General features: G+C 65.8%; 17 protein-coding genes. 12 read left to right on the top strand and 5 right to left on the bottom strand.

The annotated features are described in order from the left end of the window. Nucleotides 1–133 precede the first annotated feature (133 nt). The 4 genes from G3I17_RS18210 (at nucleotide 134) to G3I17_RS18225 (ending at nucleotide 4,421) form a co-directional block, all read left to right on the top strand. On the top strand, nucleotides 134–1,507 hold the full coding sequence (locus tag G3I17_RS18210) for an FAD-dependent monooxygenase (protein ID WP_164597722.1): 1,374 nt from the start codon (nucleotides 134–136) through the stop codon (nucleotides 1,505–1,507). A 13-nt stretch (nucleotides 1,508–1,520) separates the two neighbouring features. Beyond that, complete coding sequence (locus G3I17_RS18215) at nucleotides 1,521–2,681, top strand: epoxide hydrolase family protein (protein ID WP_164597724.1); 1,161 nt, start codon at nucleotides 1,521–1,523, stop codon at nucleotides 2,679–2,681. Between the two features lie 291 nt (nucleotides 2,682–2,972). Beyond that, nucleotides 2,973–3,953, top strand: a complete 981-nt coding sequence (locus G3I17_RS18220) for a cytochrome P450 (RefSeq protein WP_239062648.1) — start codon at nucleotides 2,973–2,975, stop codon at nucleotides 3,951–3,953. Nucleotides 3,954–3,995: 42 nt separating this feature from the next. Next, a complete protein-coding gene (locus G3I17_RS18225) occupies nucleotides 3,996–4,421 on the top strand; it encodes an SgcJ/EcaC family oxidoreductase (RefSeq protein WP_164597736.1) in 426 nt (141 codons plus the stop codon). Between the two features lie 366 nt (nucleotides 4,422–4,787). Here the strand turns inward: G3I17_RS18225 and G3I17_RS18230 are convergent, their stop codons facing one another. From G3I17_RS18230 to G3I17_RS18245, 4 genes are all read right to left on the bottom strand, one after another. After that, the gene (locus G3I17_RS18230; protein ID WP_164597738.1) at nucleotides 4,788–6,053 is read right to left on the bottom strand and encodes an MFS transporter; all 1,266 of its coding nucleotides are present in this window, start codon (nucleotides 6,051–6,053) and stop codon (nucleotides 4,788–4,790) included. Between the two features lie 130 nt (nucleotides 6,054–6,183). Next, on the bottom strand, nucleotides 6,184–8,040 hold the full coding sequence (locus tag G3I17_RS18235) for a non-ribosomal peptide synthetase (RefSeq protein ID WP_343238344.1): 1,857 nt from the start codon (nucleotides 8,038–8,040) through the stop codon (nucleotides 6,184–6,186). Continuing rightward, nucleotides 7,952–9,643 (bottom strand): condensation domain-containing protein, encoded by a 1,692-nt coding sequence (locus tag G3I17_RS18240; protein WP_164597751.1) that lies wholly within the window; start codon nucleotides 9,641–9,643, stop codon nucleotides 7,952–7,954. The genes G3I17_RS18235 and G3I17_RS18240 overlap by 89 nt, the downstream gene beginning before the upstream one ends. Before the next feature lie 150 nt (nucleotides 9,644–9,793). Then, entirely contained in the window at nucleotides 9,794–11,149 is a 1,356-nt protein-coding gene (locus G3I17_RS18245; protein WP_164597753.1) for an extracellular solute-binding protein, read from the bottom strand. A 189-nt stretch (nucleotides 11,150–11,338) separates the two neighbouring features. Between G3I17_RS18245 and G3I17_RS18250 the strand changes: the two genes are divergently transcribed. From G3I17_RS18250 to G3I17_RS18270, 5 genes are all read left to right on the top strand, one after another. Next, entirely contained in the window at nucleotides 11,339–12,532 is a 1,194-nt protein-coding gene (locus tag G3I17_RS18250) for a cytochrome P450 (RefSeq protein WP_164597755.1), read from the top strand. Nucleotides 12,533–12,668: 136 nt separating this feature from the next. Then, nucleotides 12,669–13,910, top strand: coding sequence for a condensation domain-containing protein (locus G3I17_RS18255; protein WP_239062679.1), 1,242 nt, complete (start codon nucleotides 12,669–12,671; stop codon nucleotides 13,908–13,910). A gap of 59 nt (nucleotides 13,911–13,969) precedes the next feature. Beyond that, the gene (locus tag G3I17_RS18260; protein ID WP_164597759.1) at nucleotides 13,970–14,926 is read left to right on the top strand and encodes a TauD/TfdA family dioxygenase; all 957 of its coding nucleotides are present in this window, start codon (nucleotides 13,970–13,972) and stop codon (nucleotides 14,924–14,926) included. A 17-nt stretch (nucleotides 14,927–14,943) separates the two neighbouring features. Beyond that, nucleotides 14,944–18,810 (top strand): non-ribosomal peptide synthetase, encoded by a 3,867-nt coding sequence (locus tag G3I17_RS18265; protein ID WP_164597761.1) that lies wholly within the window; start codon nucleotides 14,944–14,946, stop codon nucleotides 18,808–18,810. A gap of 72 nt (nucleotides 18,811–18,882) precedes the next feature. Beyond that, nucleotides 18,883–20,073, top strand: a complete 1,191-nt coding sequence (locus tag G3I17_RS18270; protein ID WP_164597763.1) for a serine hydrolase domain-containing protein — start codon at nucleotides 18,883–18,885, stop codon at nucleotides 20,071–20,073. A 36-nt stretch (nucleotides 20,074–20,109) separates the two neighbouring features. Here the strand turns inward: G3I17_RS18270 and G3I17_RS18275 are convergent, their stop codons facing one another. Then, nucleotides 20,110–21,291 (bottom strand): acyl-CoA dehydrogenase family protein, encoded by a 1,182-nt coding sequence (locus G3I17_RS18275; RefSeq protein WP_164597765.1) that lies wholly within the window; start codon nucleotides 21,289–21,291, stop codon nucleotides 20,110–20,112. Nucleotides 21,292–21,549: 258 nt separating this feature from the next. Between G3I17_RS18275 and G3I17_RS18280 the strand changes: the two genes are divergently transcribed. From G3I17_RS18280 to G3I17_RS18290, 3 genes are read left to right on the top strand one after another with little or no spacing between them, the layout of a single operon-like run. Then, nucleotides 21,550–21,846: a phosphopantetheine-binding protein gene (locus G3I17_RS18280; protein ID WP_164597767.1), complete on the top strand. Its 297-nt coding sequence runs from the start codon at nucleotides 21,550–21,552 to the stop codon at nucleotides 21,844–21,846. Continuing rightward, complete coding sequence (locus G3I17_RS18285) at nucleotides 21,839–23,419, top strand: amino acid adenylation domain-containing protein (RefSeq protein WP_164597768.1); 1,581 nt, start codon at nucleotides 21,839–21,841, stop codon at nucleotides 23,417–23,419. The genes G3I17_RS18280 and G3I17_RS18285 overlap by 8 nt, the downstream gene beginning before the upstream one ends. Continuing rightward, complete coding sequence (locus G3I17_RS18290; RefSeq protein WP_164597770.1) at nucleotides 23,416–24,741, top strand: condensation domain-containing protein; 1,326 nt, start codon at nucleotides 23,416–23,418, stop codon at nucleotides 24,739–24,741. The genes G3I17_RS18285 and G3I17_RS18290 overlap by 4 nt, the downstream gene beginning before the upstream one ends. Nucleotides 24,742–24,748 lie beyond the last annotated feature (7 nt).

Below are 24,748 nucleotides of genomic sequence, written 5' to 3' on the forward strand. Positions count from 1 at the left end.
GTTCCTTCTCGGATCGTGCCTTCCGCTAAGTGGGCGGGCGGGGCCTATTCCGCAGCACAGCGAAAGAAGTTCGCTCCGCCGGCCTCGTCCATGCTGATTCTGGGTCTGGCCCGCAGAGTAGGAAGAGGTCGCGATGCCTGAAGAGACCGTTCGCCGCGCGGTTGTCCTTGGCGGCAGCCTGGCCGGCCTGCTGGCCGCCAATGTGCTCAGCGAGGTGTACTCCGAAGTGCTCGTGGTGGATCGCGACGAGCTGACCGGAGTGATGGGCCCGCGGCGCGGCGTGCCGCACGGCCGGCATGCCCACGGCCTGGTTGCCCGAGGCCAGCAAATCCTGGAGAAACAGTTCCCCGGTCTGCTGACCGAGATGGAAGCCGCCGGCGTCCGGCCGGGTGACTTCAGCGGGGACATTCGCTGGTACTTCAACGGACTGCGGTTGCGACCGGCCCGGACGGGTCTGCTCTCGGTGCCCTGCACCCGACCTGTCATCGAGCGGATCGTGCGCGGCCGCGTGGCGAAGGTCCGCAACGTGCGGTTCCTCGAGCGGTACGACATCGTCGGGTTGGAGACAACGCCCGACGCGGCTCGAGTCACCGGTGTGCGCGTGCAGTCCCGCGACATCGGTTCGGACCCCGAGGTACTGCGTGCCGACCTGGTGATCGACGCCACCGGCAGGGGATCACGGACGCCGGTCTGGCTCGAGGAACTCGGCTATGCCCGGCCGGCCGAGGACCTGGTGAAGGTCGACCTCGCCTACACCACGCGCCACTACCGGGTACCTCGCGATCCGTTCGGCAGCGATATCGCCATCATCGCGGCGGCTACCCCCTCGCATCCGAGGGGCGCCTTCTATTACCGGCTTCCCGGCGAGGACGGCCGGGTCGAGTTGTCGCTCACCGGCGTACTCGGCGACTATCCGCCGACTGACCCGGACGCGTTCCTCGAGTTCGTCCGATCGCTGCCGGTGCCGGAGATCTACGAGTCCGTGTGCGAGGCGGAGCCGATCGACGACGCGGTGACGTACCGGTTCCCGGCCAGCGTCCGCCGTCGCTACGAACTGCTGACCAGGTTCCCCGAAGCCCTTCTGGTGATCGGAGACGCGGTCTGCAGCTTCAACCCCGTGTACGCACAGGGCATGGCCGTCGCCGCCATCGAGTCCCGCATCCTTGCCGAGCAACTCGCCAGAACGCCGGTGCCGCCGCCCCGCGAGTTCTTCGCCGAGATCTCCCGCCAGGTCGATTCGCCGTGGGACTTCGCGGCGACCGCGGACCTCGGCTATGCGGGCGTGGAGGGCAACCGGACCGCCAAGGTCCGGATGATCAACGCCTACATCGCAAGGCTCCAGCGGGCAGCCGTCCACGACGCGAGCCTCACCAATGCCTTCATGAGGGTTGCCGGGCTGATCGACGAGCCGACGGCTCTCCTTCGTCCCGGCAAGATCCTCCGCACGTTGCGGCGATCCGGCCGCCGGGTAGCCACCCCTACGCCGCTGCAGGCGGTCCGCGATTAGCCGGAGGTGTCAGATGCGTCCATACCGCATCGGTGTTCCGCAGTCCGAGCTCGATGATCTGAAGCGCAGGCTGGTGGGTGTTCGCTGGCCGGACGAGATTCCCGGCGTGGGCTGGAATCGTGGGGTGCCGTTGGAGTACCTCAAAGAGCTGACCGAGTACTGGCGTACCAGCTTCGACTGGCGGGCTGCCGAGGCGCGGCTGAACCAGCACTCGCAGTTCGTCAGCGACATCGACGGCACGAACGTGCATTTCCTGCATGTCCGGTCGGCCGAGGCCGGGGCGATGCCGCTCATCCTGACGCACGGCTGGCCGGGCACCGTGGCCGAGTTCCTCGATGTCATCGGGCCGCTGACCGATCCCGTCGCGCATGGCGGCGATGCTGCCGACGCCTTCCACCTGGTCATCCCGTCGATTCCCGGGTACGCCTTCTCCGGTCCGACCGGCCAGGTGGGCTGGGACACCGGCCGGGTCGCCAAGGCCTGGAAGGAACTCATGCACCGCCTCGGCTACGACCGGTACGCCGTTCAAGGCGGCGACTGGGGAATGCCGATCTCCCTGCGACTCGGCCTGGCCGACCCTGAGCATGTCGCCGGCGTTCACCTCAACATGTGTGTGGCCTTCCCGCCGCCGGATCCGGCGGCCATGGCCGGCCTGGGTGAAGCCGACCTGGCCCGGCTGGAGTTCACCGGTCACTTCATGCAGGACGGAACGGGCTGGCAGCGGATTCAGTCGACCCGTCCGCAGACGCTGTCCTACGCGCTGACGGACTCGCCGGTCGGGCAACTTGCCTGGATCGTCGAGAAGTACAAGGAATGGACCGACTCGGCGAAGGTGCCTGAAGACGCCATCAGCCGCGACCACATCCTGACCGCGGTCACGATCTACTGGCTCACGGCGACGGCAGGATCCAGCGCCCAGCTGTACTACGAATCCAGTCACCTGGACGCCGACTTCGTCCAGACCTGGGCCGGGCCGTGGCCGCTGGCGATGCCGGTGGGAGTCGCGTCCTTCCCCAAGGACGCAGTACGGCCGGTACGCCGCTTCGCCGAACAGATCATGCCGACCCTCACCCACTGGACAGAGTTCGACCGCGGCGGTCACTTCGCGGCGCTGGAACAGCCCGAACTTCTGGTCGGCGATATCCGCACCTTCGCCCGCTCGCTGTCGCGCTGACCCGGTCTGCCCAACTGAGACGCTAAGGAAGTTGCCATGGAGGACAGGTCTCCAGTCGTCATCGACATGACTGGTGCGGATATCCACGCCGAGGGCGAGCGAATTCGAGAGCACGGGCCAGTCGGTCGGGTCGAGCTCCCTCAGGGGGTCCGAGCATGGTCGATCACCGGCTACGAAGCCGGTCGGCAGGTACTGGGCGATCGCCGGTTCTCCAAGGACGGGCGCCGGCACTGGACTGCCTTCGTCAACGGCCAGATCGATCCGCAGTTCCCACTCATCAGCTGGGCGCTGATGGAGAACATGGGCACAACCTACGGGAGCGCTCATACTCGTCTGCGCCGACTGGTGGCCAGGGCGTTCACCCCGCGACGGGTCGAGGCGATGCGGGCGACCATCAAGAAGTCTGTTGCGAGTCTGCTGGAGGACCTGGCCGGCAGCCCGCCCGGTGCGATCGTGGATCTGAAGTCCAGGTACGCGCATCCGCTCGCCGCCGAGGTGATCTTCGAGCTGATCGGCGTACCCGCCGAGGCCCGGCAGACCATTCTGCGGGGAGGTGAGGCGCAGGTCGACACGACCATGACCGAGGAGGAGGAAGCGGCGAGTATCGGTCTGGTACTGCAGGAGATGGCCGCACTGGTGGCGGCCAAGCGCCGTACGCCGGCAGACGACCTTACCTCCGACCTGATCGGTGCGCAGGACGGAGAAGACGGTTCGGGGCTGGAAGACGGCGAGTTGATCGGCACGCTGTTGTTCCTGCTGGGCACCGGTACGGAGCCGGTGACGAATCTGGTGACCAACTCGATCCTCGCGCTGCTCGCCAATCCGGGCCAACGGCAACTGATCGATGCCGGCCAGGCATCGTGGCAGGACGCCATCGAGGAAACCCTCCGGATGGATGCACCGGTGGCGCATATGCCCTTTCGTTTTGCCGTCGAAGACGTTCAGCTCGGCGACGTGACGATACCGGCCGGGGATCCGGTCCTGGTGAATTTCGCCGCGATGGGCCGCGATCCCGCCATTCATGGAGCGACCGCCGGCTCCTTCGATATCGCCCGGCCGGACAAGAAGCATCTGGCCTTCGGGCACGGCATGTATGTCTGCCTCGGGATGCGCCTCGGCCTGCTGGAAACGGGGACGGCGGTTCCCGCGCTGTTCGAGCGCTTTCCCGACCTTGCCCTCGCCGTCGGGGTGGAGGAGGTCAAGCCACAGAACACCTTCATCATGAATGGCCGCAGCGAGTTGCCCGTCCTCCTTTCCGCTACCCAGCAGTGATGCTGACGCGGTCCATCCGGTTTCGACGAAAGCGAGACAAACATGTCGACGAAAACCCCCGCAGCCGCCGCACCGGCTCTTCCCGGTGCCGAGCAGGCAGAGATCGCTGCCGTACCCGCTCGGATGGTCGCAGCCTGGGCCGCCCACGACGCCGATGCCTTCGCAGATCTGTTCACGCAGGATGGGACCCTGATCCTTCCCGGCGTGTACAAGAAGGGCCGCGACGACATCCGGGAGTTCATGTCGACCGCCTACGCCGGGCCTTATCAGGGGACGACCGTCACCGGATCGCCCATCGACCTCAAGCCGCTGGCCGACGGCGCTGTGGCGTTGCTGACGATGGGGGGTGTCCTGGCCGCCGGCGCGACCGAATTGTCCGACGAGGACGCCATCAGGGCATCCTGGACTCTCGTCAAGCGCGAAGGCCGGTGGCAGTTGGCGGTCTATCAGAACTGTCCGCGTGACTGAGCCGGCTGACTGAGGTTGCTCGGTGGGAAGACCAGCTCGAGGTCGTTGCCTGACACCAGGTGGCGACCTCGATCTTCTGTTGCAGGCTGAAGTCGGGCCCGATCCCGATCTTGTCCAGTAACCCTGCCGCGGAGGTGGAGCGCACCAGGGTGTCCATCGTCTTCTGGTTGGCGCACACTTCCTGATCCAGAACACGGTCCGGCCGCTCCGTTGGCGTGGGACCCGAAGACCTCCCGGTCGTCGGAGCGGTTCCTACAGCTCCGCTCCACGCCGGGAGGTCTTCACCTTTCAACCACAGTTACTTCGTGTCGTCACACGATCTCGACCGACGGGCCTGGTCAGTACAGCTGGCCAAGGTCCGGCAGATCACTCCGGCACGGCGGTGGGCTCAACGTCGGGGCTGTCCGAGGGAGCCGGCCTGGTCCGCTTACCCCACCGTGCCACGGGCGGCATCAGCAGGCCGGTCAAGACGAAGAACACGCCGAGTCCGATCAGGCCGGGCCGGCCGAAGCCCAGGACCGGTCCGAGGAGCACCGCCGGAGCCGCGGCGGCGCCGAGACCAGCGATGGTTCCGAGGAAGCCGTCGTACTGTCCTTGGGCATGGGGTGGGGGGAAGCCTAGGTGGAGGGCGAAAATGGAAGACATATGCCACATTTCGCCGAGGGTGTGCAGGCAGACGCCGGCTACCAGGATCAACAGCGCGACCCAGGCGGGCACTCCGGTTGCCAGGCTGATCACGACGCAGCTGAAGAGAAAGGCCACATGGGCTCGCCGCCACGCGTCACCGCCCTGGAGGATCGTCTGTACACCGCTACCAACGCGGACCTGGAACAAGACCACCAGGACGGTGTTGAACACAAGAGCCAGTGGGATGCACCAGCGTGGGGCATCGGTGTATTCGATGACCCACAGTGGTAGCAGCAGTGTGATCACGCTGAACTGCAGGCTCGAAGCGGCCATCAATACGGCGAACACTGCGAACGGCTTGTCCCGCAGCACACCCCAGCGCGGCTCGGCGGCCGGCGTCGGCAGCGGCTCGTACCGTGGCAGGCGACGCAGAACGATCCAGGCGCCCAGGAAAGTCAGCGCGTCGACAACGATCAGCGCACGGTATGCGGTCGCAGTGTCGAGCTGGATCGCGATACCACAGGAAGCGACGCCAAGCGACAAGCCCACGTTGGTGAGCGCGTGAAGCGACGAGCGGTAGCCGGCGGCTTCTTGACCAGCCAGCCGCCGCAGCAGCGCTCCCTCGGCCGCTCCGATCGCTCTCGCGGCCAGCGTATTCACGATGGCCGCGGCTACGAAGGTGGCGAAGTTGTTGATGAAGAGGAAAGCGATCGTCGCGGCGCACTGGAGCAGCAGCATGGCCTTGGCCACCTTGAGCGGGCCGCGTCTGTCTGCCAGCTGACCAAGCGGGAGGCTCGTCATCAGGGTGACCGTCGCCGCGATGGTAAGACCAAGTCCTACCTGTACAGCCGAGAGCTCCACGACACGGGTGAAATACAGCGGCATGCTCACGAGCAGCAGCCCGTTTCCGAAGGTGTTGATGAGAATCGCCAGCGAATACGGGCGCCTCGGGCCGGGCTCGGGGATAAGGGAGCTGATCGCGTGAACTGGATTCAATCGCGGCACGGCGCCTCCAATCTTTGCGTCGATTTTTGTAGCACAATCCCAGGTCCGGACTGCTGACACATCTCCCGGATTGCGGCCTGCGTCCCGGCGTCCTCGGTCAGCTCCCGGTCAAAGCTGTCGTCGCTCACGATCATCCTTCCGGCGGGTCAGCCGGCCCTGGGTTGCTGCTGCTCGAGTCCGCTGCTTGGACTATGACGGCGGCCATTCCGTTGACGGTTGGCACCTCGAATATTTCAGACCCCTTGAGTCTGAGGTCATAACGATGCCCAAGCGCCGCCACAACCCGCGCTATGTGTAGTGAGGTCAATCCTTCCTGGAACAGGTCGCTGTCCGGGCCGAATGGCTCTCGACCGAGAGCCTTCCGGACTATGTCCATGACGACCTGCGCAACAGACTCGCGGTCGGTCCGGACCCGCACTCCTAGCTCGCCCGCCAGGCTCCGTACGCGCTGCCTTTCTACCTTGCCTCGGTCATTCCGCGGTATCTGATGAACACTGATCACTCGTTGTGGCAGCATATAGCCCGGTATCATCTCGGATACGCGCTCCAAGACGGCTTTGTCATCACGCGCCGTTTCGTCGTCCGAGTAGACGATAAATGCCAGCAAGTAGGCGGATTCTCCCTCCCGCTCCTTCACGACCGCGGCATCTTGAACATTGTCCAAGCGGCGGAATGCCGCCTCGATCATGCCCAAATTGATTCGGTGATCACGGACCTTTACTTCGTCGTCGATTCGTCCATGAAACACCAGTTGACCCTGATCTGATTGCGACACAAGGTCTCCGGATCGATAAACTCTGGCGCCGGGATCACCATACCTGTCCGGAAGGAATCGCAGGGCGGTCTCGCGCGGATTACCGATGTATCCTCGGCCAACGCCATTTCCGCCGATATACAGTTCGCCGATCCTGCCCGGCGCCACGAGACTGTGCCCGCTACTCACCTGAGCAGTCGCACCCGGTATCGGCCGGCCGATGGGCACCGGATCGCCGGTCGTATCGGTATCGGGTACCTCGTACCGGGTGCACCACAACGTACATTCACTCGGACCATATTCGTTGACCAGTCGCGCTCGCGGTACTGCTTGCCGATGCCGTGCCACCAGCTCGGCCGTCAGCACGTCACCGCCGAGGGCCACCTGGACAACTGATTGCATCGCCTCCGGCGGTACGGTGTCGATGAGGAGGCTGTAGAAGGACGGCACACAACTCAAATAGTCGACTGGCCGATCGGCCATCAGCTGACCCAACGCAATGGGGTCCAGGAGTTCTTCCGTGGACGGAATAACCAATTCGCCGCCGTGCATCAATGTCCAGTAGATGGAATACACAGCCCCGTCGAACGACGGTGACATTGTCATCAGGATCCGGAACTTTTCGGGCGGCTTCTGGTACCGGTCCCGGGCGATGGTGGAGTGCCACAGGTTGCGATGCTCAACGCCAACGGCTTTCGGTGAGCCAGTGGAACCCGACGTCAGTATGATGTAGGCAAGGTTGGCCGGCGCAAGCTGCTGAGCTCCACGGATATCCGGCTCTTCCGAGCTGGTGCCGTGGACAGCGAGACCAATTCCGCCGGTACCGCTGATGCTTGCCATCACCCCGAGCCGGTCAGCTAGTTCATCGAACATGTCCGGTGGCATACTTTCATCGATCGGTACATACGCGCCGCCCGCCTGAAGGGTGGCCAGCATTGCGACGATTGTCGATGGCGACCTTTCCGCCCGGACTGCCACCACCCGCTCCGGCCCGACCCCGCGGCAGGTCAGCTCCCGGGCCGTCCTTCTGACGGCGTCTATCACCTCGCGATATGTCCACGAGCCACTCGTGGTCGACAATGCCGTCGCCTGGGGGTTCGCCGCACCGACCTGGAGGATCCGTTGATGCGCGAACCCTTGGGCGCTACCTGCCAATGGAGGCATCCAGGTCCTCCAGTTCGAGCCGTTCCGGCCCGTCGCCGATGATGTCCAGGAAGTGCTGTCGGATGTCATCGGCGAGAGCGCCGTCGTGCATATCAATTCGCAGGCTCAGAGCGATGTCGAGACCTTCCGGCACCGGCACTACCTGAAGCATGACAGCGAACGGAATTCGCCGTTCGCCGCCCTCCTCGGCGGTGAGCGTCCCTGGCATGCCCCCGAGGCTGAGGTCAGGCACGGAGTTGTAGAACATGGATGCCATCTTGTGGAGCGGAATTCCGCCGCCTTCGCGTCCGGTATGAAGCTTTCCTAGTTCTTTCGGGTCGACAAGAATGTCGCGTTCCGCCATTGCATTGTGGTACACGTCTCGCATTCGGGCGATGCTGTGCCCCGACCGCGACGGGGCGTTCGGGCGGAGCACGACGTCGGCCACCCGGTTGGTAATGGTTCGGTCGATCGTCTCGCCCGCCAGGTTCGCGATCGAAACCTCCAGCCCGAAGTCTCGCGGCGCGCCCGCCCGGACTATCGCTGCAACGTACGCGGCCGCGATGCCGACCGAAGTCGCCATACCGTTGGCGCGGGCGTAGGCCTCCCAGCTCCGCAGCTGAGATTCCGGAATGGAGAACTCCCGCCTCGTGGCTGGTCCCGGCGGCGACCAGACAGTCGCGCCGGTGGCCTGGATCTCCGGCGCGTCGGGGCGCCGTGGCAGCCGGCACGCCGGCAGCTCGCCGAGCTCGTTTTGCCAGTATCTCCGCTGCGCTTCGGCGTCGGCCGAAGCGAGTTGGTGCCTGAAGTCGGCCGCCATCTCCGCAAGCGAGGCGGTCCTGTCCGGCCAGTGCGGCGCCGTCCCGGCCACTCGCGCGGCGTAAGCCAAAGACAGCTCTGCCGTCAAGATGTCCCATGAGCGACCGTCGAACGCTGTGTGGTCCACCGTCAGCCCGAACAAAGTACGCCCTGTCTGTCCGCTGCGTACGAGCGCACACCGCCAGACCTCGCCCTCGCCGAGTCGGAGCGGGTTCCGTAGAGTTGGCCAGAACACGTCACTCGCGGCCGCGTCGTCCGCTTCCTGCCCTAGCAGGTGGAACTGCACATCCTCCGGGTCAGCCGGCACCTCAGCCAGGCCAAGGTCCACCCCGTCGAGGTACTTGGCATGCAGTGCCTGATGACGGATGTGAATGTCGTTGGCCGCGCTTTCGAGGGCCACCTCGTCAAGAGCCCCGTCGAACCACCAAGCGACCTTGACAACGGTGCCCGCCGGGACGTTTGCCGCCTGCACGGGCGTGATCGCCACGAGTTCGGCCGTCGAGCGCCTGGCCGTCTTGGCAGGGCTGCTGTGGTTGATGTTCAACTTCTCGCGAGCCGTGTCGACCCAGGCTGCCAGCAGCTCGATGGTTGGCGTCCGGAAGAGTTGAGAGAACCGAACCAGCACCCCCGTCGCCTGCTCCAGGCGCGCACAGGCGACCGTCACTGACAGCGAATCAAGCCCGAGATCGAACAACGAAGCCGTGCGTGGCACGGCGCGAACACCGATCACCTCCGCGACCACGGCCGCAATGGTGATCTCCATCTCGCCTTGTGGTCGCTCCTGCGGAGCCAGCGCTTGGTTGTGGTCGGCCTGCCAGTCTGCAGTGCCGTTCTCCACGCTCATGTTTCCGAACTCCAGGTTTTCATGCTGCATCAGTCCGCTCCTCTTTGTGATGGGAGGCCCTGGTACTTGTAGCCGTCAGGGTGGCCAGGTCTCTGACGAGGCGCACCTCTACGGTTGCCAGGGTGACGGCAGGTCCTGGCCGAGTTTGAAGGTCGTGATCGTGTTCGACGACGCGTTCGGTCAGATGCCGGGGACAGCAAGGTCGCGGGGGCGGGGGGTGCGGCGGGGAGGCCCCGCGCAGTACGAGTTGTAGGCGTTCAGTATTTGCTGGGCGCGCACGGTCGCCAGCTCGAATCTGGCCGCCGGCTCAGCTTCACCGGTCAGGACTTCGTGCATCGCGCCGGTGACCTCGGCCATGATGTCGGCGTCGCCGCCCAGGAGAGGTCCGAGCACCGCAGGTGAGCCGACCGTCGTGTCGAGCAGAGTGGCGGCTACCCGATGATCCGGATGTTCGCGGTACCAGCCTTCCCCTTCGAGAACAGCGATCGCCGACCTGGTGACCGGTACGCGGAAGTGACGCTTGGCCAACTCTGCGGCATGGCGAGGGCTACTCAGATACTGCAGGAAGGCGAGTGCCCCGTCCTGCTTGGCCGGGCTGAGACCCCCGGCCAGCCAGCAGGTGTTTCCGCCCATCATGCAGCCGGCGAACTGCACCTCGTCGTTGTACGGCGTTGGGCCCACTCTGACGGCGAACCCGTTTCTCTCACCTCGGTCCGGCAAGTGCGAAGCGTCGACAGAGGAGCTGAGGACAAGAGCTACCTCCCCGTTCTCAAAGGCGTTGAAGCAACCCTCGAAGTCACCGATCTTTCCCGTGTACAGGAAATGACCGTCCTGGTGGAGGCGCTGCCACCACCTGACGAAGGCCAACATCTCACTCGAGGCCAGCTCCACCTTCTCAGCCCGGCCGGAGCGTCCGTTGTCGTGATCCGCGATCAGCCCGCCCTGCTGCGCAACCGCCTGCTGGAAGAACCAGGGAAAGTTCGGCCAGGTGATGCCGTGATTCGGGCCACCGGGCAGCTTCGCGACTGCCTGGCAGGCCGCCGTCACCTCGCGCCAGGTGCGCGGCGGTTCGGCCACGCCCGCGTGGGCGAGGATATCCATGTTGGCGAAGAGCACCGGTGCGGAGGCGCTTCGGGGCATCGCCATCAGCTCGCCCGCATGACGAAAGTAGTCGCGGACCACCGGCACCATGTCGTCGAGCACCACTGGCTCACCGAGGATCTCCGTTCGCCCTGCGACAGCCTGGTCGAAGGGCGTGTACAGAGGCTTCCCATCGGGTCCCAGCGTGTCCATGGCGGCCCGGGTGGAGTCGAAGTGGTATTCCGCGATGTCGGGCGCTTCGCCGCGCTCTGCTGCCCGGGCTACCTCTTCCGGCAGCGTACGAAAATCGTGAGTACTGATCTCGACCTGGTAGCCGGGGTGTGCGGTATTGAACTCCGCGGCTGCGGATTCAGCCACGTCCGCGTCGGGCGCCTCGCTCAGCAGGCGGGGATCCGTCAGCCACGCAGTGATTCTGATCTTCGCTTCGTCTCCCATGTGAATCTCCATCGTTCGCGAAGCACTGGATACCAAGGGCCTGAGACTGGTCGGCCATCCGGGATCGGGCACCTCTACGGTTGCTCGGCGCCGGCGCCGGCATCCGCGACCGGTCGGACTGTCGCAATTCCAGAGATGCAGCGGGCTGGAGCGACCGCAATGCTGGTCGATACGAGACAGGAGGCTCACATGACAGCGGTCTTTGACTATCGCGCGGCTCGTGGTGGCGCGACGCCGTTCGGTCCGCCGCTTCGGTACGCACAGCTACGCGACGAACAGCCGATCAGCCAAATCACCCTGTGGGACGGCAGCAAAGCCTGGTTCCTGACCCGGCAGCAGGACGTCCGCGCCGCGCTTGCCGACGAGCGGATCAGTGCCGACAACAGCCGGCCAGGCTTTCCTCTCGTGAGTCCCGGATCGGAGGAGCTCACCGCGCACAATCCGACGATCGTCCGGATGGATCCTCCCGAGCATTCCAGACAGCGTGCGATGGTGACCGGTGACTACACCCACAAGGCTGTGAGCCGGATCCGGCCGCAGATCCAGCAGGTTGTCGACCGTCTGGTGGACAGCATGGTGGCGAAGCATCCACCGGCCGACCTGGTGGTGGAATTCGCCCAGCCGCTCGCGGCGGAGGTGACGTGCATGAGTCTTGGAATTCCGTTTCCGGGTCAAGACTTCTTCCGCAGAGTCTCCTCCACGATTCCCAATCACTACGCCGGTCAGGACAAGCTCGACGCAGCGAACGATGAGCTGACCCAGTTCCTTACTGACCTGGTCGAACACAAGGCCGGCCAGCCAGGCGACGACCTGCTCAGTAGGCTCGTCGCCGAGCGAAGCGGCGAGCTCACTCGCGACGAGATCATCGCCATGGCGCGTCTGCTGCTGGTCGGCAACTACGACCCAGCCGCGACGGCGATTGCGATGGGCATCGCCGCCCTCTTCTTTCACCCTGAGCAGCTGGCGGCATTGCGGCACGATCCCTCGCTGATTTCGAACGGGCTCGACGAGTTGCTCCGCTACATGACCATCCACCACACGGGGTTACCGCGAGTCGCGGTGGAGGACACCGAGATCGGCGGACAGTCGATCAAGGCAGGCGAGGCGGTTCTCTGCTACCTGCCGGCTGCGAACTTCGATCCCGAGTGGTTCGAATCTCCCGAGACGCTCGATCTGCGGAGAGGAAGCAGCGGCAACGTGTCGTTGGGCTATGGGATACACCGATGCCTCGGGCAACATCTCGCAAAGCTCGAGATGGAGGTGGCGATCGACACCTTGATCCGCAGGATCCCGAACTTGCGGCTTGCTGTTGAGTTGGACGAGGTGCGCTTCAGCCAGGAAACGGCACTGTACGGCGTATCCGAACTTCCAGTGAGCTGGTAGCAAGGTGAGTACGACAAACGTCGATGCTGCGGCCGCGAGCGCCGAAAGCTTTCCACTCTCGCTGAACCAGGAGTTTGTCAGCCTCTTCGATTCCGGTGGCGACGACGGACCGTTCGGTTCGCGTAATCACCTGGTCATGGCCTGGCGCCTCACCGGTGCCTCGATAGACCTCGCTGCGCTGCACGCTGCGCTGTTCGACATCGTGGAGCGACATGAGGCGCTCCGCACCCGCATCGCGGAAGTGGACGGGAGCCGGTACCAGGAGATCCTGGCGGCTGGTCCGGTGCGACTCGACCTCCGCGATTTCGCCTCGGAACCCGGCTCCTCGCGGGCAGATCGGGCCGAGGCGCTGGTGGCCGAGATCGAGACCGAGACGATGAGCCCGACTGTGTCCCCGTTCCTGCGAGCCGTGCTGGCCAGGTTCGACGACAGCGATGCGGTTCTCGTCCTGATGGCACATCACCTCGCCACCGATGGGATTTCCCTGGGGGTGATGATCCGCGACCTGGCCAATTGCTATGCCATCAGGATTGGCCGCGGTACCCCGACTCTGCCAGTGGCACCGCAGTATCGCGACTACTGCGACTGGGAACGCGAGCATGCTGGTCCAGCCTCGCGGGTGGCGCGCGAATACTGGCGCCGTCAACTGGACGGCGCCCGATTCACGGCCATCCCGACAGATTTCCCGCGCTCGGCCGGCCTCCCCGAATCGACCGCCAAGCATCACTTCCTGCTGCCGGGCGACGTCGTCTCGGCCATCGACGGGTTGGCCCGCAAAAGCCGGGCCACTCGTTTCATGGTCTTCGCCGCGGCCTACCAGTTGCTCGTGCACCGACTGACAGGCACCACGGACCTGGTGACTGCGATCTTCACTCCCGGCCGTGGCGACAGGCGGTTCGAGGAGTCTGTCGGGTCATTCTTCAACTTCGTTCCACTGCGAACGAACCTTGCCGGATGCGCGACCTACGAGGACGTGCTCACGCGAACAAGGCGAGCCTGCCTCGACGCGTACTCGTACGACATTCCCACCGTTCAGATCTTCGCCGAGGCACCGCAACTCATGGAGCCGGCGATGGCCGACAACGGTACCGCGGCTGTGTTCGAAAGCGTTCCCGACCAGAACCCGATCACCCTGGCGCCGGATGGACTGACTTTCACCCGGATCACCCGCTTGTTACGTTCGCAGTCGCTGTGTTCGGCGGTGCCTGACGGCGCCCTGTGGGACGTGAACAAGGATCCGTCAGGCGATGGCATCGGGACTGTCGCGTACAAGCGAAACCTTTTCAGCGATGACACGGTCGCTTCCATGGCCGCGGATTTCGGGCAGATAGCACGCGATTTCAGCGCTTCTCCAGATGCGTCAGCGGGCCTGCTCTGAACTGACAGCCTGGGTGGCACCCCAGCCAGGCGCTGAACTCCAGACTGAGGACGGTCGACATGGCCCAGGACGCCCATGCCATCAGGCAGAACACGCTCGCCGAGATCATTACCGCACCGCCAACCGCGGACGCGAGCCTTACGACCTACATTTCGGAGCGCCGTGCGCAGATCAACGCACACCTTCTGAGTAAGGGCGCGGTACTTTTCCGCGGGTTCGCCGTTTCCGACTCCGCGAAGTTCCGGGAGATCGTCAGGGAGCTGTGCGGTGAGCCATCGCGCTATACCGAAGGGTCGTCGGAGCGCCGGCAGCTCGGCGACGCCGTCTACACATCGACCGAGTTCCCAGCGCAGCAGACCATCTCTCTGCACAACGAACTGTCCTATACGTTGCGCTGGCCGCGCCGGCTGTGTTTCTGCTGTCCCGAAGCGCCGGCGTCCGGTGGCCAAACGCCACTGGCGAACGGCCGTCGCATCCTGACGAGCTTGCCGCCGGACCTGGTGGCCGAGTTCGAGGAGCGGCAGATCTGCTACGTACGCAATCTGCGATCAGAGGACGTGCCCGGACTCGGCCTGAGCTGGCAGGCGGTGTGGGAGGGCGACAGCCGCGAGGTGGTCGAAGCATATTGTGCGCGCGAACAGATCAGCTTCGAGTGGCGCGATGACGACTCGCTGTGGACCAGTCAGGTCCGTCCTGCCACCGCGACGCACCCGGAGACCGGTGAAAAGGTCTGGTTCAATCAAGCCGACCAGTTCCACCCGTCGAACCTTGGTGACGACGTGGCCGCCGATCTCCTGGAGCTACTCGGCCCCGACGCCCTGCCCCTGAACGCGACCTTCGGCGATGGTGCGCCGATCCCGGGAGAGATGCTCGATGTCGTCCGGGAGACCAGTTGGTCCGAGGCCACCGCGTTCGACTGGCAGGTAGGCGACTTCCTCGTCATCGACAACATGCTGGTGGCCCACGGCCGGATGCCTTTCGAGGGCCCGAGGCGCGTTCTTGTGGCAATGGCGTGAGTGGGGACGGGATCAACGTGACCAAGAGCTTGGACGGACAGAATCCGTCGCAGCCGATCGGCGCGCAGGAGGCACTGACCGCTGCGCAGTGGCAGCAGGTTGTGTATGCCTGGAACGACACCAGTAGGCCGGTACCGGCGCAGACGCTGCCCCAGTTGCTGGAAAGGCAGGCGACACGGACTCCCGATGCGGCGGCGGTGACCTGCGAGGGCCGCAGCCTGTCGTACCGCGAGCTGGATGAGCGGGCCAACCAGCTGGCCCGATACCTGGTGAGGCTTGGCGCCGGTCCGGAACGGCTGGTTGCGATCGCGTTGCCACGCAGCGAGTTGATGGTCATAGCGTTGCTAGGGGTGCTGAAAGCCGGTGCGGCCTACCTGCCGGTCGATCTGGCTTACCCTGCTGGGCGGATCGAATTCATGCTCGCTGATGCCTGTCCGGTGTTGCTGATCACCGATTCGGCTACCGAAGCCGGGTTGCCGGCCGCCGCCGATGTGTCCGTTGTCGTCGCTGACGACCCTGCCACCGATGCCGCGATTGCGGCGTTGTCCGGCAGGCCGGTCACCGACACCGACCGGGTTGCCCCGTTGCTGCCGGCTCATCCTGCCTATGTCATTTACACCTCTGGGTCCACGGGCAACCCCAAGGGCGTGACCATCACGCACGGGAGCGTGGTGAACTATGTCGCGCGCTGCGTACACCAGTACCCGCATCTGTCCGGCAGCACCTTGTTGCCGACGCTGATCTCGTTCGACCTCAGCGTGACCGGACTCTATGGCACCCTTGCCAGTGGCGGCCGAGTGTGCCTGGCCGCGCTCGACGAGGAGCTCACCGCAGTCGACGCGGAGGGCGGATTCACGTTCCTCAAGGTCACGCCCAGCCACCTGCCGCTGCTGGCCGCGGGGAACCGTACTCCCTCTGGACAGCTGATGGTCGGTGGTGAGGCCGTAGCCTGCCATCAGCTGCGGGAAATACGGCAACATCACCCCGCAGTCGGCCTGGTCAATCACTACGGGCCGACCGAGGCCACCGTCGGCTGCACCGACTTCGTCATCGAGCCGGGGGATCCGATTCCGGATGCCGCGGTACCGATCGGCCGTCCGATGTGGAACACGCGGGTGTTCGTGCTGGACGGGGGCCTGCGGCCGGTTCCGGTTGGGGCGGCGGGGGAGTTGTACGTGGCGGGTGCGGGCCTGGCGCGGGGGTACCTGAATCGGCCGGGGTTGACCGCGGAGCGGTTTGTGGCGTGCCCGTTCGGTGTGGGGGAGCGGATGTATCGCACGGGCGATCTGGTGCGGTGGCGCGCGGACGGGAACCTCGAGTTCCTCGGCCGGGTGGACGATCAGGTGAAGATCCGCGGGTTCCGGGTCGAGCTCGGTGAGATCGAGGCGGTGCTGGCCGGCGGGGAAGCGGTGGCGCAGGCGGCCGCCGTCGTGCGGGAGGACCGGCCGGGTGACCGTCAGCTGGTGGCGTACGTCGTGCCGGCGGCAGGAGCGGTGGCCGACCCGGCCGCGTTGCGCGACGCGGTGGCGCGGCAGTTGCCCGAGTACATGGTGCCGGCAGGTGTGGTGGTGCTGACCGAGTTGCCGTTGACGGCGCACGGAAAACTGGACCGGCAGGCACTGCCGGCTCCAGTCTTCAGCTTCCAGGTCGGCGGCCGGATGCCGGCGTCGCCGCGAGAAGAGATTCTGTGCGAGCTGTTCGCGCAGGCGCTGGGCGTCGACCTGGTGGGAGTCGACGACAGCTTCTTCGACTTGGGCGGCCACTCGCTGCTGGCCATCCGGCTCATCAGCCGGATCCGGTCGGTGCTCGGCGTGGAGCTCGCGGTCCGTGCACTGTTCCAGAATCCGACCGTGGCGCTGCTGGCCAAGGCCTTGGACCAGGCTGGAAAGTCGCGGCCACCACTGGTGGCCAGGTCGCGGCCGGCGAGCTTGCCGTTGTCGTTCGCCCAGCGGCGGCTGTGGTTTCTGGCCCAGCTCAACGGCCCGAGTCCGGCCTACAACATGCCGTTCGCCTGGCGGCTGCGTGGCCGGCTGGATGCGAGCGCGTTGCGTTCGGCCCTGTCCGACGTGGTCGGGCGGCATGAGTCGCTGCGCACGATCTTTCCGGTCGTCGGCGGCCAGCCGTGCCAGCACATAGTGGACGCCACTGAGGCGGCGCCAGCGATGACGGTGGTGGAGACGGATCCGGGGTCCTTGCCCGGCCAGCTCGACCAGGCGAAGCGACAGGTCTTCGACCTATCTGCTGACCTGCCGATCAGGGCCTGGTTGTTCCGGCTGAGCCCCCGTGAGCACGTGCTGCTGCTGGTGACCTATCACATCGCCTGCGACGGCTGGTCGATGGGAATCCTGATGCGCGATCTGGCCGAGGCCTATCAGGCTCGGGCAAGTGGCCAGGGGCCGGGATGGGCCGACCTTCCGGTGCAGTACGCGGACTACTCCTTGTGGGAGCGTGGCCTGCTCGGCGACAGCGGTGAGGCGAGCACCATCCTGTCCAGCCAGGTGGACTACTGGACATCGGCCCTGGACAGCCTGCCCGAGGAGCTGGCGTTGCCTTATGACCGGCAGCGGCCGGCCGATCCCACTGACCGCGGCGGCAACGTCGAGTGGGATTTGGACGGTGCGCTCCATGGCGACTTGCAGGCACTGGCGCGCGAGCACAACTCAACCCTGTTCATGGTGCTACATGCCGGACTGGCGGCCCTGCTTTCTCGCTGCGGAGCCGGCACCGACATCCCCATCGGCACGCCGGTGGCCGGCCGCTCCGACGAGGCGGTTCACGACCTGGTCGGGTTCTTCCTCAACACTCTCGTGCTTCGCGCGGACCTGACCGGCGAACCGAGTTTCACTGAGCTGCTGGCTCGCATCCGCGAGACCGACCTGGCCGCATACTCCAACCACGATGTGCCCTTCGAGCGCTTGGTCGAGATCCTCAACCCGGCGCGCTCGGTGGCCCGGCACTCGTTGTTCCAGGTGATGCTCGTAGCCGACATCGCCGGTACCGGGCAGTTGCAGCTGCCAGGTCTGCAGGTCGAGGCCGAGCCGTTCGGCCACGAGACTGCCAGGTTCGACCTGACCCTCTTCGTCCACCCGCAGTACGCCGCGGACGGCTCGCCCGCCGGTATCCACTGCACCCTGGAGTATGCCCGCGACCTGTTCGACGAGTCGACCGTCGAAGCCCTCGCCGAACGCCTCATCCAAATGCTGCGCCAGGCCGTTGCGAACCCGTCCCTTCCGATCAGCGACCATGAGGTGCTGACCGATGCCGAGCGGCAGCAGGTTCTGCACGAGTGGAACAACGACAGCCGGATTGTCCCCGCGCACATCCTCGATACCCTGGCCGGCGTGCCGGGGACCGCCGTCTCCGAGGGCGACCGGGCCACCCGGATGCTGCGGATATTCGTGCTGGACAAGGGCTTGCGGCCGGTTCCGGTGGGGGTGGCGGGGGAGTTGTATGTGGCGGGTGCGGGCGTGGCGCGGTCGCACCTGAATCGGCCGGGGTTGACCGCGGACCGGTTTGTGGCATGCCCGTTCGGTGTAGGGGAGCGGATGTATCGCACGGGCGAGCTGGTGCGGTGGCGCGCGGACGGTAGCTTGGAAGTCGTCGGTGGCGTCAATGACCAGCGGATGCCTGTCCCGGACCTCGGCGCTCCGGGTGGCCGGGAACCCGCGTCGCCGCGAGAAGAGATTCTGTGCGAGTTGTTCGCGGAGATGCTCGACGTCGACCGGGTCGGGGTCGACGACAACTTCTTCGACCTGGGCGGCCACTCGTTGCTGGCGGCGGTACTGATCGCAAAGGTCACCGCACAGTTCGGCGTCGAGATTCCCCTCAAGCTGTTCTTCAGCAACCCGTCTGTCAGCACCGTTGACGAATACCTGAACGTCTGACGGGCTACCGGGCTGGCCTTCTGCGTGACGCGGCATATACTCTCTGCGACAAATCCGTTCGGGAGGAGACGCGTGAGTACTACTGGCTTCTCGCAGAAAGGGTTGGTTCGCCTGCGCGAATCGCTCGAGCGCCTTGTTGATTCCGCCTTTGTCCCAGGTGTGACAGCCGTACTGGCCCGCGACGGCCAGGTGCACGTCGAAGCAGTGGGCAGTCTGGCGTTCGAGGGGCCAGGGTCGAAGACGCCGATGGCAGCAGACACGATCTGCCGGTTGACCTCGATGACGAAGCCGATCGTTGCCGCGTGTGCGATGACGCTCGTCGACGACGGCGTCCTGCGCCTGGATGACCCGGTCGACGACCTCCTTCCGGAACTCGCGGACATGACCGTGCTCACCGATCCCAGCGGGCCACTGGACGACACCGCTCCCGCGAAACGCCCGATCACGTTGCGCGATCTACTCACCTACACCCTCGGCACCGGCATGGTCCCCGCCGAGCCGGGAACGGTCCCGATCGCCGATGCGCTGGACGCAGTGGGTGAGCCGCCGCCGGATGAGTGGCTGCGGCGGCTGGGCGCGCTTCCACTCGTCTACCAGCCAGGCGAGCGCTGGTTGTACAACACGGCCGGCGATGTGACGGGCATACTCATCGCCCGGGCCACCGGCATCTCTTTCGGCGATGCCTTGCGCGAGCGAATCTGCGATCCGCTGGGGATGAAGGACACCGCCTTCAGTGTCGACGGCGACAGCCTCGGCCGGTTCGCGACGGCTTACGATCGCGCCGACGCCGACACCGGTGAGCGGGTCGTCAAAGACGGCCCCGACGGGCGTTGGAGCCGGCCGCCAACGTTCGAAGAAGGCAGTGGCGGGCTCGTGTCGACCGCAGACGACTACCTCGCCTTCGCCTCGGCCATGCTCGGGGGCGGTTCTCACCAAGGGGTGCGGGTACTGTCGCAGCCGTCGGTAGCCCTGATGACCAGCGACCAGCTCACCCCGGAGCAGAGGGCAGTCTCAGGCTTCTTCCCAGGGTACTTCGATGCCATGGGCTGGGGTTTCGGAATGTCGGTTCGCACCCGCCGGACGGACCACGGTCTCTCCGCCGGAAGCTACGGATGGACAGGCCTCTACGGCACCGCCTGGTACAACGATCCCGCTGAGAACCTGACGACGATTTTCCTCATGCAGCGGTCGCACGCGGGCAACCCGGCGTTGCCGATGTGGTCCGATCTCTGGCCCGCCGTCTATCAGACGATCGACGAATGATCGACGACGGGTCCCAGGATTCGGCAGACGTGCTGACTAGATGTACGGCGTATTTGGGTCAAGCCCGCAGACGATCCGGCCGTAGAGCTCGAGGTTGGTGGTCGGATGCAGGATCGCGTGCAGGTTGAGAGCCTGAACGTCGCGCTGGATACGCTGGATCGGGACGTCGCGGTAGATGGAGGAGCCGCCGCTCGCACCGTCCAGGATGTCGACCGCTTCCTTGGCCCGCTGGCAAGCGGCGCCCAGGTCGAGCCGGACGCGAGCTCGTTCCTCGAGCGTCCAGGTCTCGTCCGTCCGGCCCTTGCTGTCGATCATGTCCGCCGCGCGGCGGGCGTGGAACCCGACCTCGTCGATCTTGGTGATCGCCTCGGCGACCTCCAGATGGGTGATCGGCGCCTCGGCCTGACTCTCGTAGTCGGTGTAGCTGATCTTCCGGCCTGGTAGCCGTTCGAGGAAGGCATCCTTGGCCGCCATGGCCAGGCCGACCGCCGGCGCGCTGACAGTGGCGCAGGCGGTGGGCATGAAGGGCGCCTTGAAGATCGGTGCGTCCGCGTTCTGCTTGGACTGGTGCTGCCCCTGCAGCACCGGTCCCATCTGCAGCACCCGCTCCTTCGGGACGAAGACATCCTTGGCGATCGTGGTGATGCTGCCAGAGCCGCGCAGCCCCGACGTGTACCAGTCATCGACGATTTCCAGGTCCGCGATCGGTACGGCGATCATGATCGGCGCGAAACCGCCGTCCCCGGTCGGTGTCACCGCAGCATTCGTGTTCCACGTGCTCTGCTGGGCGCCGCTGTTGAAAGACCACTTGCCATTGACGACGTAGCCGCCGTCGGTTGGCACGGCCATCGCGCCGGGGCTGAGGATCCCGCTGATCCGCACGTCCGGTGTCGCGAAGACCTCGTCCTGCACCTCGTCGGGGAACAACCCCATCATCCAGGTGCTGATCGACCACACGGAGGCGGTCCAGGCGGTCGAGCCGTCGCCTCGCCCGAGCTCTGCCAGTACATCCACGACCGTTCCCATGTCGGACTCGTAGCCGCCATAGCGGACCGGGACTCGCATCTTGAGAATTCCCGCATCGGTGAGCGCCACGAGGACGTCGTCGTGAATGCGCCGGTTCTCGTCCATCCACACGGCCTTCTCCCGCAACAGCGGGACGAGGTCGCAGGCGCGACGAACAAGTTCGTCTCTGGGTGGCGCTTGGGTGATCTCCATCGTGGTTCTCCTCGGTTGGCGTCCCTGTTCGCGCCCGTTGCCTTGGCATCGGCGACCACCAAGAGGTTCGCAAGCCGGGCCGGCTGCCGCACCTTCGCGATTGCTTCGCCATCCCCTTCGTCCGTGGCGTCGACGAATACCTGAACGCTGCGCGCAGCGGGCCGCAAGGGGAGAGAAGCACCGGCTCCGGCGTCATTCGACAATGCTGACAGCGAAGGTCAGAGCCGCACGCTCCGAACTCAGGGACAAAGGATCTCGATGAGCGAATCCAGGGAACAGTTCGTTGACAGTGACTTTGCAGAACCAGACGGTGAAGTAGAGCAATCAGTCGCCCGGATCATGGCTGAGGTGCTGGGGATCGACCGGGTCGGCCGGAGCGACAGCTTCTACGATTTCGGCGGTACCTCCCTCGCGGCCATCAAGATCTGCGCGCGACTCGAGCACGTGCACGGCTGGCGGGCCCGGCCGACCTGGCTGTTCATCAACGACACCGCCGCGGACTTCGCTCGCAAGGTGCAATCCGAGTCCGCACTGGCAGCCGAAGCGCATGAGTAGCCTGGCCGGCGTCCAGTCGCTGATTCACGCAGCTGTCGCCCAGCAGGCGGCGCGCGCCCCTGAGGCGACCGCACTCATCTGGCGCGACCGCAAGATCAGCTATGGAACGCTCGAAGCGGCCGCGAGTGCCTACGCTGCCGACCTGTCGGATCGCGGTGTCGGGCCGGGGCAGATCGTCCCGTTGCTGATGGATCGCTCGCCGGAATTGGTGGCGCTTCAGCTGGCCGTGCTCAAGACAGGAGCCGCGTACGCGAATCTCGACCCGAGCTGGCCGGCCGAGCGCCGGCGAGCGATCCTCGACCTGATCGCGCCCGCCGTGGTCATCACCACGGACACCGGATGGAACGGCCGATTCGGCAGTTACCGGCCGTCGGATGACGGCATTGCCGGTGCGGCCCGGCGCGCGCGATCGTTTCATCCGGCGCCGGTATCACCGAACGCGCCTGCGATGGTCGTCTTCACCTCCGGCACGACGGGCGTCCCGAAAGGTGTGGTGACGCCTCATCAGGCAGTGGCGCGGCTCTTCGGTTCCCATCACCTCAGCGGTTTCGGCCCTGGCCATGCGATGCCACAGGCCGCGGCGCTCCCCTGGGACATGTACGCATTTGAGCTGTGGGGGCAGCTCGTGACCGGCGGCACGGCGGTGCTGATCGCGGCGAAATACCTGTTGCCGAGCACACTGCGCCAGATCGTCATGACGTACGGCGTCGATACGGTCTGGCTGACCGGTTCGGTGTTCAATCTGTTCGTCGACGAGGATCCGGAGTGCTTCAGTGGCCTGAGCCGGGTGTTCACCGGTGGCGAAACGGCGTCGCCGGCGCACATGCGCGGCTTCCTGCTCCGCCATCGCGGCATCGCGCTCTGGAACGTCTACGGACCAGCCGAAAGTGGAATGCTCACGACCACCGCGCGGGTGGCACTCGCGGACTGTGACCTGCCGGCGGGAGTTCCGATCGGCACTCCGGTGCACGGCAGGAACGTGGTATTGCTCAACGCACGTGATGAGCGCTGCGAGCCCGGGCAGGAGGGCGAGATCTGCATCGCCGGTGAAGGCCTGGCGACCGGTTACCTGGGGCAGCCGGAGTTGACCCTCGAGAAGTTCCCAACCGTCGACCTCGACGGGGTCGCGGTCCGGATTTATCGGACGGGCGACGTCGGGGTGTGGAATGCCGGGGGTGTCCTCCACTATCGCGGTCGGCGTGATCGCCAGATCAAGCTGAGCGGCTACCGGATCGAGCTCGCCGAGATCGAGTCGGTGGCCGGGTCGCTGGCGGGCGTCCGGAATTGCATCGCCTTCCCGGTGAATGGTCCCGACGGCACGCCGGAGCGGCTGGCGCTGGTGTATCTCGTACCCAGCGCGGACGCGGACCCGTCAGGGCCCCCGGATGGCGATCCACTGAGCGTTCACGCCCAACTGCGTCAGCTGCTGCCTGGCTACATGCTCCCCTCCATCGTCCGCGGCCTGGCGCAGTACCCGCTGACAGTCAATGGGAAGGTCGACCGCGCGGCACTCCACGAGCTCGGGCAGCGTGCGCGGCCGGCCGCTCGAGTCCGGTCGACGGCGCGGCCGTGAGCGGCGAACTGGAGGGGATGACGGCCCGCCCGCGGATCTATCCAATGAGCCGCGAGCAGGAGACGGTCTGGCTTGACGATCTCATCTTCGATGGGGCGTCCCGCTACCTGGAAGCCTGGGCCAGCCGGCTCACCGGGCGCCTCGACATCGGCGCACTCGAGTGGGCCATCAGTCAGGTCATTGCGCGGCACGAGGTGCTCCGCAGCCGGCTGACCGAGAGCGACGGCGAACCGGTGCAAATCGTGACCGCTGCCGGCCGCGTTCAGCTGGCGCAGCTGTCGTGCTCCCCGGCTGCACTTCCAGCCGAGTTGAGCCGGATCGTTGCCGAGCCGCTCGACCTCAACGAGGCGCCCATTCGACCCTGGCTGCTCAGTTTGACTCCGGATGAGTTCGTCTTGGTGGTGCAGTTCCATCACGCCGCATTCGACGATTGGTCGCTGAACATCCTGCAGCGGGAGCTAATGCACTTCTACTCGGCCCGGGTACAGGATCGGCCGGCCGAGCTGGAGCCGTTGCGGATGCAGGCCGGCGAGTTCGCTGTCGCCCAGCGAGCCGCGGGGCTGGATCCGCAGGACCTCGAGTACTGGCGGGAGCGAGTGAAGGCTGCGCCCAGGTCATGCACGATTCCGCCGGACCGGCCGGGGTCGGAGGAGCTACCGCACCGCGCGGAATTCCATCTCCTTGAAGTGAGTCCCGAGCTCGGTCAGGCGGTGCGCGCCGCCGGCCGGGCACTGCGGGCTACTCCGTTCACCTTGTTCGCGGGAGCCATGGCCGCGCTTTTGTGGCAGTACGGCGAGCAGCAGGAAGTGATCTTCGGTACGCCGGTGTCGCTGCGCGGGACAGCCGCCGACGACGGCATGATCGGCTTCCTGACCAACCTGCATCCGATCCGGCTGGCGGTCTCTCGAGACATGACGTTCCGGATGCTCGTGAACGCGGCCAAGGCAGAGGTCCTCTCCGCCCTCGAGCATCGCGCCGTTCCCTACTCCACGATCGTCGCGATGTCACGACGTGGGCTGGATCCGGGCGCGCCCCTGTGCGATGTGTCCCTGGTTCTCGATGACATGCGCTGGGAGCCGTTCTCGCTCCCCGAGCTCACCGCGGAGACGATCCGCGTGCCTGAACAGTACGCCAAGTACGCCCTGCACCTGATCCTGACGCCGAGCAGCGATGGTGGTTACACCGGCGCGTGGAACTACGACGCCGAGGTCTACAGTGCCGCCACGATGGCGCGTGCGGCCGGCCAGTTCGCCCAGTTGCTGGCCCATTGCGTCGCGGCGCCGGACAAGCCGCTCGGCGAAATTGCCGGCTCCGCTGCCTGAGCAGCGG

Source organism: Streptomyces sp. SID13031 (assembly GCF_010548305.1).
Lineage (GTDB): Bacteria > Actinomycetota > Actinomycetes > Propionibacteriales > Kribbellaceae > Kribbella.